The 15,487-nt window shown below is 43.7% G+C and carries 10 protein-coding genes; 5 read left to right on the top strand and 5 right to left on the bottom strand.

Annotation, left to right across the window (positions count from 1 at the left end):
• Positions 1-225: 225 nt before the first annotated feature.
• On the bottom strand, positions 226-1,653 hold the full coding sequence (locus tag ACLWOR_RS09845) for a hypothetical protein (RefSeq protein WP_413940529.1): 1,428 nt from the start codon (positions 1,651-1,653) through the stop codon (positions 226-228).
• A 10-nt stretch (positions 1,654-1,663) separates the two neighbouring features.
• A complete protein-coding gene (locus tag ACLWOR_RS09840; RefSeq protein ID WP_413940528.1) occupies positions 1,664-2,290 on the bottom strand; it encodes a GroES family chaperonin in 627 nt (208 codons plus the stop codon).
• 69 nt (positions 2,291-2,359) lie between these two features.
• Here ACLWOR_RS09840 and ACLWOR_RS09835 point away from each other — a divergent pair, with 69 nt between their 5' ends.
• Positions 2,360-4,663: a transglycosylase domain-containing protein gene (locus ACLWOR_RS09835; RefSeq protein WP_413940527.1), complete on the top strand. Its 2,304-nt coding sequence runs from the start codon at positions 2,360-2,362 to the stop codon at positions 4,661-4,663.
• On the opposite strand, the gene ACLWOR_RS09830 is transcribed toward ACLWOR_RS09835, so the two are convergent.
• Entirely contained in the window at positions 4,660-5,634 is a 975-nt protein-coding gene (locus ACLWOR_RS09830) for an MBL fold metallo-hydrolase (protein ID WP_413940526.1), read from the bottom strand. The genes ACLWOR_RS09835 and ACLWOR_RS09830 overlap by 4 nt on opposite strands.
• 51 nt (positions 5,635-5,685) lie before the next feature.
• Positions 5,686-5,919, bottom strand: a complete 234-nt coding sequence (locus tag ACLWOR_RS09825; protein WP_413940525.1) for a 2Fe-2S iron-sulfur cluster binding domain-containing protein — start codon at positions 5,917-5,919, stop codon at positions 5,686-5,688.
• Between the two features lie 252 nt (positions 5,920-6,171).
• Between ACLWOR_RS09825 and ACLWOR_RS09820 the strand changes: the two genes are divergently transcribed.
• Complete coding sequence (locus ACLWOR_RS09820; protein WP_413940524.1) at positions 6,172-8,142, top strand: hypothetical protein; 1,971 nt, start codon at positions 6,172-6,174, stop codon at positions 8,140-8,142.
• Between the two features lie 58 nt (positions 8,143-8,200).
• Here ACLWOR_RS09820 and ACLWOR_RS09815 read toward each other — a convergent pair whose 3' ends face one another.
• Positions 8,201-10,351: a sensor histidine kinase gene (locus ACLWOR_RS09815; protein ID WP_413940523.1), complete on the bottom strand. Its 2,151-nt coding sequence runs from the start codon at positions 10,349-10,351 to the stop codon at positions 8,201-8,203.
• 204 nt (positions 10,352-10,555) lie between these two features.
• Here ACLWOR_RS09815 and ACLWOR_RS09810 point away from each other — a divergent pair, with 204 nt between their 5' ends.
• From ACLWOR_RS09810 to ACLWOR_RS09800, 3 genes are all read left to right on the top strand, one after another.
• Positions 10,556-11,797: a radical SAM protein gene (locus ACLWOR_RS09810; RefSeq protein ID WP_413940522.1), complete on the top strand. Its 1,242-nt coding sequence runs from the start codon at positions 10,556-10,558 to the stop codon at positions 11,795-11,797.
• 209 nt (positions 11,798-12,006) lie between these two features.
• Positions 12,007-13,794, top strand: coding sequence for an ATP-binding protein (locus ACLWOR_RS09805; protein ID WP_413940763.1), 1,788 nt, complete (start codon positions 12,007-12,009; stop codon positions 13,792-13,794).
• The gene (locus ACLWOR_RS09800) at positions 13,787-15,310 is read left to right on the top strand and encodes a sigma-54-dependent transcriptional regulator (RefSeq protein ID WP_413940521.1); all 1,524 of its coding nucleotides are present in this window, start codon (positions 13,787-13,789) and stop codon (positions 15,308-15,310) included. The genes ACLWOR_RS09805 and ACLWOR_RS09800 overlap by 8 nt, the downstream gene beginning before the upstream one ends.
• Positions 15,311-15,487: the final 177 nt, after the last annotated feature.

The raw sequence follows: 15,487 nt of genomic DNA, 5'->3' as shown, positions 1-15,487 counted from the left end.
CCTTTCCGAAAACGGGTGCAGCCAGAAAGACAAAAACTGAAAAAAAGAAACCGGTGCCAGCACAAAAAAAGTCGCGAAGACTGTCCGAAGAGCGCAAAGGTAAAACCCCTACCCCTTAAAACAAAAATCCCCGAGGGAATTTCTTCCCTCGGGGCCCTGCTCACCACCAAACATGTCGTATCAAGTAGTCATCAAGCTGTCGTACAAAGTGCAATCGTGTTGTAATCAAAAGCTGATGGCGGCTTTAGATGCAAATCCAAAATTAAATCCGTTACCGAAATCGTCGTTTCCGTTTTTCCAAGCTTCACCTGGGAACAGAAGTCCAACCTGATTCACCCACTGAATTCTGTCAGACGGTCGGTAAATCAATTCGATATCCCATTCTAGGCCTAGATCTTTTGAAGAATCAACAGAGTTTTTTTGTGTTTGCATCAATTGAGCCCACACAAGTGTGTTGCGAACATCAAAACGATCGTTCCAACGATACAACGCTGAAGGTGCAACGTAAATCGCGTTGCTTAGATATTCATCATCTGCAGAGTTATCTGCGCCTTCCATTGTTCCAGCAGCAGCGCCACCTGGAGTTGTGTTCGGTCTATAAACGTTCGTGTTCATAAAATCTTTTTGACCCATACGATGATTGAACATCAACATCGCCACGTCATAATTTTGATCAAACGCATAAGCGTCGAAGTCAGTCGTGCCCGGATCATCACCCGTTGCCATACCGAATTTCGCAGTGAAATCCCATTTAGATTCGGGACGAGGGAAAGCAATTTCAGCCGCAATACCGTAACCGTTCACGCCAACATCATCACCCGCTCTTGTGATTCCAGTTTCCCCAGCAAGGAAGCCAGCTTCCAATTTGAAGGCAAATCCGTCAAAGCCACGACCCAAAACAAAGTGCGTGCTTTGAATACTCAGGCCAGAACTGACCGCATCACCACCGTAAGCCGCGATCTGACTTGGAGTGTATCCCAAAGCTCCCATTGAGCCTTTTTTGCTTTCCATCAGTACGCCGATCAAAGATTGATTTTCTTTGTTTTCGTATTGAAGAAGTCCACCCATCGCCGTAATCGATCCACCTTGACCGAATTCATAAGTCGAAGCTGAACGAGTCAAGATCGGCATCAAGAACCAGTCACCGAATACGATTTTGTACGCAATCAAATCACGAGTGTCATACCAGTGATCAAAAGCTCCTTGGCCCGAGCTGTAAGCCATGCCCACACCGAAATCAAGCGGTGCACGGCCTACAATCAAAGCACCGTACTCTTGATTGATCGTTAAATACAACTGGCTGATCGAAACTTGCGCCGCACCCATGTTGTTATTTGTCGCAGAAGAATCAGTGGCACCTGTGCTGCCATCAAAACCCCAGATCGTACCAAGTTGCGAACCCGGATATTGCTGGCTGTTCAAGATATCAAAACGTGAAGTGATATTGATACCATCAGCCGCGATAATTTTTGGGCTGAGATACAAGTAATTCAAACCGTAAGATTTACGTTGTGATGGTGTGTCCAAAGAAGGACGGTCCACTTCAGTCCATTCCGCACGGTATCCACCGCTCCAATCAAGAGTCAAAGCTTGCGCTTGAGATGCGAGGAGCAAAGAAAGCCCCAATGCTTTTACAAAATTCTTTTTCAACATTTGCATTCCTTTACTTTGCAACCACGCCCATCACTTCGCCTTCGCGGAGGATGATGAGGTCTTCATTTTGAATTTTAATTTTCGATCCAGCGAATTCAGGAAAAACAACTTTATCGCCGACTTGAACGTCCATCGGATGAAGATGGCCTTTTTTACTCACATGACCGCGTCCAACTGCCACGACCATTCCTTCCAAGTTGCCAGAAGTATCTGCAACCGTGTCAGGAATATAAAGTCCACCAGCTGTCATGCGCTCAGAACCCGAAACCTGAACGATCAAACGATCATCCAATGGAGTTACGAAGTTTGTCAGATCCAATTTTCTTGCTGGAGCTGTTGGCTTTGTCAAAGCAGGGGAAAAAAGGGCTGAAGGAGTTGCTTTCGCAGCGGGCTTCTTCGTCGCTGTTACTTTTTTCGCAACAGGAGCTTTCTTCACAGATGCTTTGCTAGACTTTTTTGCCGGAGCTGATTTTGCAACTTTAGTCGCTTTTTTCGGAGCCGCTTTTTTAACAGGGGCTTTTGCTACTTTTTTTGCAGCTTTCTTTGCGACTTTCTTCGCAGGTTTTGCTGATTTCACTTTTTTAACGGGGTTTTTCTTGTTTGTGCTCTTCTTCGCTGCAACTTTTTTCTTAGCCACGGCCGATCCTTTCGACACAAATTTGCTTACGAAAGAGTTTCATACTATTCTCTCTCTATGATCTCTATAATGCGACCACGATTAAAGACTATTTTATTAGGTTTTACAATATTCCTGACGCTTGTAATCATCACTGGTGTGGGCTTTGGGATCTACTCCTTCATGACTCTCGAGCAAGAGATGAGCGAAAAGCTGGAATCAAAACGCTTCCTCATTCCGACGGAGTTTTATGCGGCTCCGCCGACGTACACAGCAAAACAGATTTTTTCAGTCGCAAAAATTGAAGATTTGCTGGCAAAACAAAACTTCCGTCGCCGTCACTATGACCAACGCCTCTTGGCTGGAGACTATTTCGTAGGCAATCAAACCGAATGTAGTTCTCGCATGCAAGTTCCTTTGGAAGGAACAGAAAATGCCTGCATCGGCTGGGTCGCATCGACTGTCGCCCCTGAAAATGCCGATAGATCTTTGCAAGTTGTCATGCTTCAAGAAGATGGCATGATCACGAGAGTCTTTAAGGGAGCACCTTTTGAAATTGTTCCGGAAGTTACAGGCGAAGCTCCCCTACTTGCACAATATATCGGCAACGAGCCACTCATCCAGCGCACAGTGAGTTTGGGCGAAATGCCCGTGCAATGCTCCAACGCGATCATGTCCATCGAAGACGCCGCTTTTCTTGAGCACGGCGGAGTCAGTATCAAATCCATCGGTCGCGCGATTATTAAAAATATCGCAACAGGCCGCAAAGCCCAAGGTGGTAGCACGATCACGCAGCAACTCGTGAAGAACTACTTCCTGACAAGCGAACGCACACTTAAAAGAAAATTTAACGAATTCATTATGTCAATTCTGCTCGAGTCACGGTTCACGAAAGATCAGATTCTTGAAACGTACTTGAACGTTATTTACATGGGACAAAATGGAACCTTTCAAGTTCGCGGATATGGCGCAGCTGCACATTATTATTTTGGAAAAGAAATCACTGATCTCAACGTCAGCGAGTGTTCACTTTTAGCCGCGATCGTGAATAGCCCGGGTCTCTTTAATCCGTTCAAAAAGCCTGAAAATGCAGAACGTCGTCGTCACCTTGTGCTCACAAAAATGAAAGAGCAAGGTTTCATTACACAAGATCAATTTGACAGTGCCGATAAAGAACCTCTGCCAAGCGCACCACGCACAGTAGCTTCAGAAACGGCTCCTTATTACCTCGATGCTGTTCGTAAACAACTGACAACTCTTGGACTGAACCCTGAAGGCTTGAAACTTTACACCGCTCTAGATCTTTCTGCGCAAGAGGCCGCACAAGAATCTCTGCGCAATCACCTCGATTCGCTTGAGAAAAATAATAAATATATTTCTTCTCTTAAAGCCCAAGGTAATTCTCTTGAAGGCAGCGTTCTTGTGGGCGACAACCGCACAGGCCTTGTGACTGCGGTTGTGGGCGGCCGTAATTTCCGCATGACTCAATTTAATCGCGCTATCGATGGGCACAGACAAATTGGTTCAGTAATGAAGCCGTTTGTGTTCCTTACAGCTCTGCTCTCAAAAACTGAAGAAGGCGAACGCTATACACCTGTGACACTTTTAAGTGACGACAAGTTCACTTACAAATACGAAGGCCAGGCTTGGTCGCCAGATAACTACGGCAAAAAGTATTTCGGCACAGTTCCGATGTTTTATGCCCTGAAAAACTCCTTGAATGCAGCAACAGCATCACTGGGTCTGAAAGTTGGTTTGGATAACGTGATTGAAGTCACTGAACTTATGGGGGTCACTTCAAAACTTAAAAGTTTCCCGGCAATGACTTTGGGCGCTTTTGAAATGTATCCACGTGAAGTTTTGCAAAGTTACATGACACTTGCAAACATGGGCTCAAAAACCAACATCTCATTCTTAAGACAAGTCGTAGGATCCACAGGCGAGATTCTTTTTAATCACGTAAATGATCCAAGCACCACCGTTGATCCAGCAGCAGTAGCCGAACTTGTATCGATGATGAAACAGACAATCTTGTCTGGGAGTGCCCGTTCGATCACACTCAATGGCTTCCTTCATCCGGCGGCGGGAAAAACAGGAACAACAAGTGACAACAGAGACGCGTGGTTTGCAGGTTTCACTCCTTACCTAACAACAGTCGTATGGGTAGGATATGACAATAACAAACCTCACAAGCTCACGGGTTCAAACGGAGCCGTTCCTGTTTGGACAAGCTTTATGAAAAAAATCGGAACTCGCTATCCGGCTGATGATTTTGCATGGCCAGAGGGAACTGAGAAAAAAGAATTCGATGAAGACGACCTTCGTGCGATGAACGCAATTCAAAGCGAAGCAGATCTTCCAAGAGTAGATTTGATTTTCAAAAAAGAAGATTAAAGACTGACTTCCAAACCCTCGTGGGCAAAGTCCCACGCTACGGCTGGAAGTTTTTCACCTTTTTCATTGGCAAAACGAAGACGAGACTCGTAGTACTCACGAGTTTGACGTTTTAATTCCAAGACATGTTCAATGCGCGCGCCCGGATCGTGATGGGCGAAAAGAACTTTCTTAATTCCTTCACGAAGTGCGATATCCAAACCCACCTGCGCAGCACTATGACCCCAGTTTGCTTTTTCAGCTAATTCTGGAAGCGTGTATTGCGCATCAAAGTACATCAAATCAATGCCTTGATAGAGTGGCAAATCAGGACCGAGATCTTCGCGAGTGACTCGAGTTCCCTCGGTATCCACGCAGTGTGCATAGGCCTTGCCACCACCTTCAACCTTATAACCCCAACAAGGATCTGGATGATCCAGCTTGTAAGGAGTGACAACAAAGCCATCGACTTTCACCGGTTGACGTTCAGCCAAAACATGAAAGTGAATCTGTGCTTTCAATGCCTCAAACGGAACTGGGAAGTAAGGTTTTCTAAACAGACCACGAATCAAATCAGGAAGTTCCGACTGAACGGCGTAGTAGTGCACTTCACAACCAGGAATAAAATTCGGCACAAAGAAAGGTAAACCAATCACATGATCCCAGTGAAAGTGGGTCATAAAAATATGAAATGGACCTTTGGATCTCCCCGTTGTTCCACTCATAATCTGTTCACTGAGATTACGAATACCGCTGCCACCATCAATGATGATTTGCGAACGGCCCGCTTGCACTTCTACGCAAGTTGTAGCAACTCCGTAACCGCCAAGCATTGGTGTTTCAACACTTTGAATATATTTTGAAATTTGTGAAAGATCACGATAGCCAGAGGCAAAGAAGTTTCTTAAAACTCCTTCTGTGTGAGAGGCCCACTCGGCTGGCGACAGGGATGAAGGCAATGAGCCTCTGACTCCCCAGAATTTCACTTTCATTGACATACTCAAATCAGGATGACCTGATTATAAACACGAATCAAATACATATTAGTTTCGCTGGGCTTTATCGTAGTCGATGATATGGAAGTCGGACCTTGGTAGAGTCTGACAGGTCCGCACTCTTTCACCATTATCCAAAATGGCCTCGCATGTTCCGCAATGTCCTTCAGTACACGAGTACGGCGGTGAGATTTTTGCGATCAAAGCGATATCCAAAAAAGTGTGACCTTCTTCCGCTTCAACCTCAGTTTCTTGTCCTTGCCAGATAAATTTCACCTTCATAGATACCCATGAGACCACCGGATTTACCGCGTCGCAAGATCTCATTGAAAAATCCGAGTCCAAACACTAGAGTCCGCGGCTTAAAATTCAACTCGCAGCATCAACTGAGTATTTCCAATATTTTGACTCGCCGAGTTTTGAGTTTCGAGATTTTTTCGATTACTGAATTTTAACAGAAATATTTTTTAGAGTGATTGCTCAGCGAGGAGAATCACCAAAATTTTTTGGCATTTGCCACTGAGGGAGCCCCATATGCTCAAGAAGAGCTTCGTATCACTTAGTTTAATTCTAAGTGCGTTTGCCGTGTCCGTTCCTGCACAAGCAGGCTGGGATTTTTTAGAACCTGCAAAGATCCCACAAGCCATTAAGAAACAAGTCGCAAAACAAAGAATCGGCGGATCGATTGATCTTGTTGATGCTGAAATTTTCGACGGACTTTCTTCCGCTTTGAAATATAAAATTGAATCTGAACCATCTTATGTTGATGGTTACTACACTCGTCTTGATCGCTATATCCTGAACATCGATGTCACTCCCGGTGACTTATTAGACGATAACGATTCTCCAATTGGTTTTGGAATCCACAAAGAAAATGAAGTAATCTTTGCTCGCCAATTTAAGTCTCAAAAAGACTCTTTGTTGGCAGCTCCTTACACTTTCAAAAATATTCCTCTGACAGCGCATAAAGCTATCAACAACATGAATGTGGGTGACTTCGTTGCTCTTGAAGGTGATTTGTCGGTATCTCTTTCAATTGGCGCGAGCAACTTGCTTGCAAAGTATGTTGAGTTGAGCGGATCTACACACGTTTACATCTCTGGTAACTTCTATATCCACCTTTTCAAAATGGCTGATAACAAACTTCGCGTGAAGTTGATTTCAGTTCGTGGCAAAGGTGCGGGCGTTGAAGGAAAAGTTGAAATCGGTGATGGGCTTGAGATTATTGGCTTTAGCTATATCGATAAAAAAATCAAACGCATTATCAATACGAAACCCATCTCTGTTGAAGCGGGCTCGAGCAAGTCTGATCTTTTCATGTTGGATTACGTGTTTGATCTCGACAATCCAGTAGCTGCTCAAGCCTATGATGATTTCATGGGTAAAAAGAGCCGCTTTAAAGAAGTTGCTTTAATCAATCCATTTGAGAACCGCTCAAAAATGGAAAAAGATCTGATGACAGATCTTCGTGATGTCGAGGAAATCTCTTACCTTGACCGTGAGTTGCCACAACAAGAGCGTCGCATCGACCGCGTTTTTAAAGGTTCAAACTCTGCTGTTGTTGTTAGTAGCAAATTCAAATTCGGTATTAACCTTCTTCGTTTCGAAGCAGAGTCTGCTTACGCACAAAACCGCGTTTCTTATGAAAATAGAAACCGAGAAGAAAAGAAATTCCTTCTTGATACTTACGTGAACACGAAAAAGACAAAAATGCTCTTTGGAATGTTCGGTGATGAGATCCGCAACGGTTCAAACTTGCTTTTCACAGCTGATGACAACTGGAAAGCTGGCGATTTCGTAGCACTTGTTGTGACTAAAGAAATCAAAATGAAGAACGTGACAGCTGACGATTACAAAAAAATGAAATCGTTTGTTCGTAACTTGATCCCAGCTGATCAGTTCGCAAAGATCGATTGGAAAGACTGGAACTTGCGTAAGAATTCGAAAATCAACGGTTACTTCCGCAGTGAAATGTTCTTCCGCCCTGAAGCGATGGCATCCATTCGCAACATGAGCCAAAAAGAAGTTTACAATCGTGTCGCAACTTATATGGAAAAAACCGGACCATCTTCTGTTTTGCCTGGTTACGCTCGTTCAATCATCGATATGATCAAACGCCGCCCATGGCTGAGCCGTTATGAATCAAATCTTCAAGAGTTGTCTCGTGATTTGACTCTTGTATTGAATAAAACGTCTCCATCAACGACTCGTTACGAAGCTTTCAAACGTTTGAGAAATATGGCTTTGTGGCAAGAGCGTGGCATCGGTTTCTTGTTGTCACTTCTTCCTTCAGGCAACCCTGAACAGTTGATCGCATACACAATGACATTCACAGCGAAAGACGCTGACGCCATTAACTTCCGTTACGGCGGTTTTGCTGAGGAAGAATTATACCGTTCTTTGATGTACATCCAAAACGTCTTGAACGACCGCTCATTCGATCTCCGCTTGGTTTCAGAAGCTCCAAAAGCCAACGGCCAAATGCCTGAGTTCACGCTTCAATAACTAAATTAAAAAAATAAAAACCCGAAAAGGCTCTGATGAAAATCAGGGCCTTTTTCTTTTAAGAGACCTTCAAAACGAAACGACTGAGCAGAGATCTTGTTACAAGTAAGACATCGTATTTATCGCTAAGCTTACGAATCTCCTCGTTCTCCCCAAGCGATGTGCAAATAAATATTTTAAACGGTTTCTTAGGTCCAAGAAATTCAATGAGATCAAATGCGGTTTCTTCTTCATTTGGAAAGACCAAGTCAAGCATCAGTGTGAAATTCGAAAGATCTTCAAACTTTCCGAAATACTCTCTTGCCGCCTGTAGAGTAGGTAAACGAACCAACTCAACATCTGGCGGACCTTGCAACGGAAGATCTACTTCAGCAACGGCGACAATGCTTTTAGTTACCGGAACGCCAATTTTCTCTAAATAACGAGGTAGCGTAATTTCAAAGAGGGCACCTTGGCTAGACGTCAAAGCACGTATGCGTCCTCCAAAGTCTTCAAGATCTTTCCGAACTTGATACAAACCAAGTCCCGTCCCGGTTTCTTTCCCAAACGTCGCACCCGATTGAAACAATTTTGGGATTATATTTTCTGGAATACCCGGTCCGTTATCTTGAACTCGAATGACGTATTGATCCTCTTTCGGTTCGACCAAAACCGTGACCATCAAACCACTTCTATTCGAACCAAATGCCTCGATTGAGTTATTGAAGAGGTTCGTAAATGCTCTGGCCAAAGAATGTTCGGGCCACAGCAAGCGAATATCAGGCGAAACGTCGAAACGAAATTCGACCTCGGGATATAGAACTTTAAATGTTTCGGCTAGATCTAATAAAGCTTCACGCAGAACAACATCAGCCTCCCTCTGCGTAGTTTCGTTTCTAAACTTCATCAAAGTGTCTTCAGCTATGTACTTTAATCGATCAATGGACCCTTGAATAAGGTCACCAGCTTCTTGTGAAATTCCATCCTTAATCACTCGATGAGCAATCTGAAGCGCCATCAACGGGCTGCGAATATCATGGGAAACCTGCGCTACAGTCCTTAAACTAGAATCCGCAACGGCCGCTTGAACCAAAAATCTTCTCTTTGCACGCTCTTGGGCTAAGCTTTTCTCCTGTGAAATTCGCTCGACTGAGGCCCGTTTCAGAGTTCGTATCAAGAGGTACGGCAAACCAAAGTATTGCACCAAAAATATTCCGACCAAAATTCTAGTGAACTCCAAATTTAGATTTAGCCAAACATATAAGAATATATTCAACAATGCCGTTACAAAAATAACGGCGAATGAGACAAAGATGAACTGCACCGGATTTAAAGCCACTAGGGCATAAAGAGCAATTCCAACTGCAACAGCGATCAAAGATATCGTAACGTTGTCCGAAGGAACTCCGATGTAGCTTCGATTTTTCAGGTTTTCATATATATGAAGCATGAGTTCAGCATCCGAAATCGAAAAACTGTCCGCCTTTTCTGTGCCAAAAAATCGGTCCATCACAGAGCGGCTAAAGTAAACGGAAAATGTATCTTCAGTTCCAACAAAAACTTTTTTCCCATTTAAGATATTCGGATCACCGAGAAAGGCTCTACCACTAACAACTTGCTGTGGAAGCAGTTTATAAAATCGCAGGAACGCTTGTTTGGTTCCTAGAAACTCGAATGAATTAATATTTTTCAACTCCGGCAGATTCAATTCGAGAAATGAGGTCGTTTTCACAAGAGTTGGATCGTAAACACTTTTATCCGCGCTGATAAAAAGTCTCCGACTTCTCATGTCGTGGGCGAAGTTTACGTTGTCGATGGACGTTTTAAATTCCAAACGTTTATCGCCGAATGAAGAGTAGTTGTCGTCACGCCAACGAGAATAAAATAAAGTATTCGAGCCGTCAGCATAGGGCTTCAAAAGTTCGACTGCATTTTCTTTCGGTTCAAACTCCCGTTCCGGGATTGCAAATATAATCTTGGCGTCTTTGGTTAGGCGAAATGCTTTGATCAGCTCGGGAATAATCTTCGGGTTAAGAGTTCCCTGACCAGCCTCTTTCAAGTCTGACAGATTAAGAAATACAGAATCACTTTCGTTAATCTGCTTGGATAATCCGACTGTTTTTAAATCCAAAAACAACGCATCGAGATATTCAAACTGAATCTTTTTTACCGAGAACGCATAGGCGAAAGAAACAACAAAAACAGTCAAAATAAACAAATATTGTTTCACCCAAATCCCCGCCAAGCTAACTGACAACACTATAGAAGTTTCATAATGACCCCATCCCCCGAAATTAAGGACAAAAAGCCACCACCAGACCACACCTCAAGTATACGTATTTATTGGAGTTTTTAAACAGTCTGGAAGTCCTGTTTTGGAACGATTTTTGCTTTAATCACTGATCGAATGGAACAAAGAAGATTTGGGGACATTATGGCATTCAAAGTCGGCACTCAACCTGCCGTGGCTTTTCATGCCCGGAATCTAGAGGTCGCAGAAATTTCTGACGAGCTCTGGTCTTCTTTTGCCAGCCCGCAAGATGCTCTATCAGACCTTCAGGACTGGGATGCAAGCGAAAATGCAGATGTCATAACAAATCGGAACCCAAATATTCAGAGCATCACCCTTAACGTCACTCAGATCTGCAACCTAGCTTGTACCTACTGTGCAGCTGGTGGTGACGGGACATACGGCGCTCCTCAGACTAAAATCTCTGTTGAAAAAACACTTCCGCAAATGCGCTTCTTTTTAGATCGCATGCAAGCCGGCGATACTTTCCGCATTACTTTCTTAGGCGGTGAACCACTTCTGTACCCAGAAGGTATTCGCGTGCTTGCCGAGTATGTAACTGCGGAAGCAAAGGCTCGCAATATCATTTCAATCTTTTCAATCGTTACCAATGGAACGCTTTTGACTGAAGCAAACATCGCACTTCTGAATCAAATCGGTTGCAATGTAGCGATCAGCTTGGACGGCCCTGCTGAGATGAACGATATCGCTCGTATCCAGAAAAACGGAATTGGCAGCACGCATTTGGTGGTTGAAGGCGCAAAACGCTTGGCTGCGAATCGAGCCAACATCAAACGCATCTCATTTCATGGCGTTTTCACTAAAGACAATATGAAGCCCTATGAAGCTTACAAATTCTATCAAGGCTTCAACTTTGACACTTATGAGTTCACATACGACGTGAATACTCCGGACACATCTTTGAACCTTCTCTTTATCGAAGAAATGCAAAAGATCGCTCAGGATGCTTATGAGTTCGGTGGTGAAGCTGAGCTTCGCAAAATCGGCTTCTTCGATACCGTTTTTGCAACTCTCGATCATCAACAACGTAACGAAAATTTCTGTCGTGCGGGCAAATCCCACTTTGTAGTGGATGCTAAGAACAATATCTTCACTTGCCCTTGGGACGTCGGTCAGGCGTCTGAACAGGTTGGAGAAGGCTCTTACATAAGCTCTAAGAAATTAGAGCCTTATCAGCAAACTCTTGTGGAAAAAAATGATTGCCACAAATGCTGGGCCCGTTTCGTCTGTGGCGGCGGCTGCATGTATATCCACAAACAGACCACCGGTGAGAAATATAAGAAAGATCCAATTTTTTGCGAACGAACTCGAAGCTTGATTCGCACAGCTATTATGTATTACAAACAATGCAGGGAAACCTGCTAGAAGAGGAAAGTATGTCTCCAAAGCACATTAAAAAGGTAAAGCCGAAGCAAGTACCAAGCGAAAAGAAGCCTATTCATTTAGATATGGCTTGTATTCCAACTGATTAGTTCACGACATCTATGCTTCCTCCATCGACAAAAGACTCACACGAATCTCCTAAAAAGAGATTCGACAAAGCATCCTTTTTGCGGATCGCATTCGCATTGGCGATGTCTTTTGTCATTTTTCAGATCAATTTGGATTACGCCGAGTCTTATCTCTATGATTTAAGGATTCGGTTTCGCCTGAGTTCACCACAGCCCGAACATGTCGAGCTTGTGTTCATTCGCCCACCTGCAATCCTAAAGTATAAAGGAATGCCAGACGCAAAGACTCAAAATGAAGTCTTGGCTAAAATCCTTGAACAAAAGCCCGCAGCGGTCGTTTATGATTTTGATCTAAATTCCACTCCGGGAGACATTGAATCTAAAAATATGTGGGAAGAGAACATTGTTTCCCACACGAATGTATTTGCGAGCACTCCGAATACACCTATGAAGGGCGAAGAGTCTCAACTTTTCTTAAGAGATCCTCTAGAGAAAGTAAAAACTGTCCCAAGTCCAAAAACTGCCGATACGTTGAATCTTGCAAAAGATCGCGTCTCTCGTCGAATGATGCTGACCTATCAGAATGCACCTATGCTTCAGGTTCAGGTGGCGTCATTCTTTAACCCTGAAATTTTGAATCCCAAAAAAGTCAGAGGACATTTCGAGTTCTATGATACAGATCAATCTTATGTGGATTACTCTCGAACTGGCGCGTTTCCGGCTTCTAATTTCGAAGATCTCCAGTCAAAATCAATTCCTTCCGGCAAGTTCACAAACAAAGTGGTCCTTATCGGCACGGATCTCGAGCTAGAAGAATCAGAGTATGTATCGACTCCGTTTAGCCGTAAACCATCGGCAATGACACGAACGGAATTCCACGCGAATGTCATTGAAACACTCATTCGCAATTCAGGTCCTCTAAAGGCTCCCCCATTTATTAACTGGGTCCTCGTTTCACTCGTGGCTTTACTGACTGTTCATATCGTTTTGACTTCAAAACCTGCGCAAGGCCTTGTAATCCTTGTGGCAACTTTTGGCGGATTACTTCTCATCGCCTATATTGCCTTTTCGTTCTTTGGAATCTGGATTTCGATTGCTCACCCACTCCTCGCAATCTTCCTCTGCTACTACTTCTTCATCCCATACCGCTTGATTGTCGAGAATCGTCGTAGCTGGGAATACTATCAAAAGAATAAGCTCCTCTCTCAGGTTGAAGAGTTGAAATCGAATTTCATTTCCATGATGTCGCATGATTTGAAAACGCCTATTGCGCGTATTCAAGGAATGAGTGATGTGATTCTGTCTGACAGCAATCACTTAAGCTCGCAACAACGTGAGGCTGTTGACACGATTAAGCACTCTTCTGATGACCTTTTGAAATTCATCAATGCCATCTTGAATTATGGCCGTATTGAATCTCAAGGCGTACAATTGCACCTACAAAGCAAAGACGTGAACTCGCTCCTTAAAGAAGTCATTCGTAAGCATGAGTTCTTGGCAAAATTAAAACGCATTCAAATTGTCTCTGAACTTGAACCCCTGTTTCCAATTTCTGTGGATCCAGAGCTTATGAAACAAGTGCTTTCAAACCTTGTGGAGAACGCGATTAAGTACTCTCCAGAGGACACAAAAATCTTGGTTTCCAGCGAAGAGCGCGACAGTAAAGTCGTGATTCAAGTGGCCGATCAGGGGCCAGGTATTCCGCCTGACGAACTTAACAATATTTTCATGAAGTTCTTCCGAAGCAAAAATGCCAAGAGTTCCCCTATAAAAGGTTCGGGTTTAGGCCTCTACCTAGCTAAATATTTCACGGAGCTCCACAAAGGGGACATCTTTGTAGAATCTTCCATTGGAAATGGATCCACATTTACGGTAGAACTGCCAATTGAGCAAGGGGGTCTAAATGCTTAAGGTTTTGGTAGTTGATGACGATCAGGGCTTACGTTTATCGGTAAAATCAGCCTTATCGACAGCTCAACGTTTTGACATTGAAGAAGCATTCGATGGCGTCAACGCCATGGAAAAGATCAAAGCAGGCGATAAGAAATTCGACCTTGTGATTCTTGACGTCGACATGCCTCGCATGAATGGTCTTGAAGCCCTTCGCCAAATCAAAGAATTCGATCCAGGTATTATCGTTATCGTCATGACAGCTCATGCCACCCTCAATGATGCTGTTCAAGCGGTTAAAGACGGTGCTTATAACTATTTACCAAAACCAGTTAGCACTGAAGAACTTCTCGCTCTTATCGATAAAGCTGTTAACGCCCACAACTTGATTTCAAATATCGCCGCTTCTGCTCCTGTGATGCACGAGGCAGGTCGTAAAATCATCGGTCACACTTCGCAAATGCAAAAGGTGTTTAACATCATTCACCGCCTTGCCAAAGTTGACACTCCCGTGTTGATCCGTGGTGCTTCAGGTACGGGTAAAGAACTTGTTGCTAAAGCCATCCACTACAACTCTGCTCGCAAAGACGAAAAGTTCGTGGCGATCAACTGTTCTGCAATCCCAGAAAACTTGTTTGAGTCTGAACTTTTCGGTCACGAAAAAGGATCGTTCACAGGTGCTGATCAACGTAAGATCGGTAAATTCCAGTTTGCTGAAGGCGGAACTCTCTTCCTAGACGAAGTGGGCGACATGCCTCAGCTGATGCAAGTTAAAATCTTGCGCGTGCTTCAAGAAAAGCTTTTTACTCCAGTTGGTTCTAACCGCGAGTTCCCAACTAACGTAAGAATCATCGCTGCGACCAACCGACCGCTTGAAGATATGATCAAATCTGGCGCCTTCCGCGAAGACTTGTTCTATCGCTTGAACGTTGTACCTATCTTCTTGCCGGCTTTGGCTGAACGCAAAGACGATATGGAGCACATGGTGAATATCTTTATTAAGAAATTCAACCAAGCTCACGGCAAACGCATCAATGGTATTTCTGCTGATGCGATGGCCGTTCTTAAAAAGCACTCTTGGCCAGGTAACATCCGTGAACTTGAAAACGTGATTGAACACGCTTTTGTTCTTGAGATGACAAATATCATCACCATCGCTTCTTTACCGGAGTCTTTGTTGATGGCGACAGGTACGAACTTGATTGACCTTCCAACGATTGAAGACAAAGCGACGCAAGTTGCAGGCGCTGGAATCGTCGTTGCCGCTCAAGCTCATTCCGCGCTTACCAACAGCGATGAAGATGCGGACCTTGATGATTCAAACGATCTTGATGGCGAAGAAATCATGCCTTACACAGGCAGCGAAAGCCTTGATTTCAACGCACAAAAAGAAGCGTTCGAAAAAGAATTTATCATCAAAGCATTGAAGACTTTCAAAGGTCGCATCAACCAAACAGCACTTCACGCGAACATCCCTAAAAAGACTCTTCTTCGTAAGATCGAAAAATATGGGATCGTTGCGAAAGACTACGTTTAGTTTTATCAACAAAAAGTTATTTAAAAGGGAGCTAACTAGCTTCCTTTTTTTTGCTCTGCCAAAATCCAAAAACTGAAAAATCAAGAAAAACTCTTCACGAATTTTTCTCATTCTGCATCGCCTCTAGTTTTGTAATCCCGTTTTCGTTCCCTATATAGTTATGCTGATTTTTTAAGC

Source organism: Bdellovibrio sp. HCB2-146 (genome assembly GCF_047345725.1).
GTDB lineage: Bacteria > Bdellovibrionota > Bdellovibrionia > Bdellovibrionales > Bdellovibrionaceae > Bdellovibrio.
Note: the sequence above shows the minus strand (reverse complement) of the source record. Positions and strands in the feature narration are given on the sequence as shown.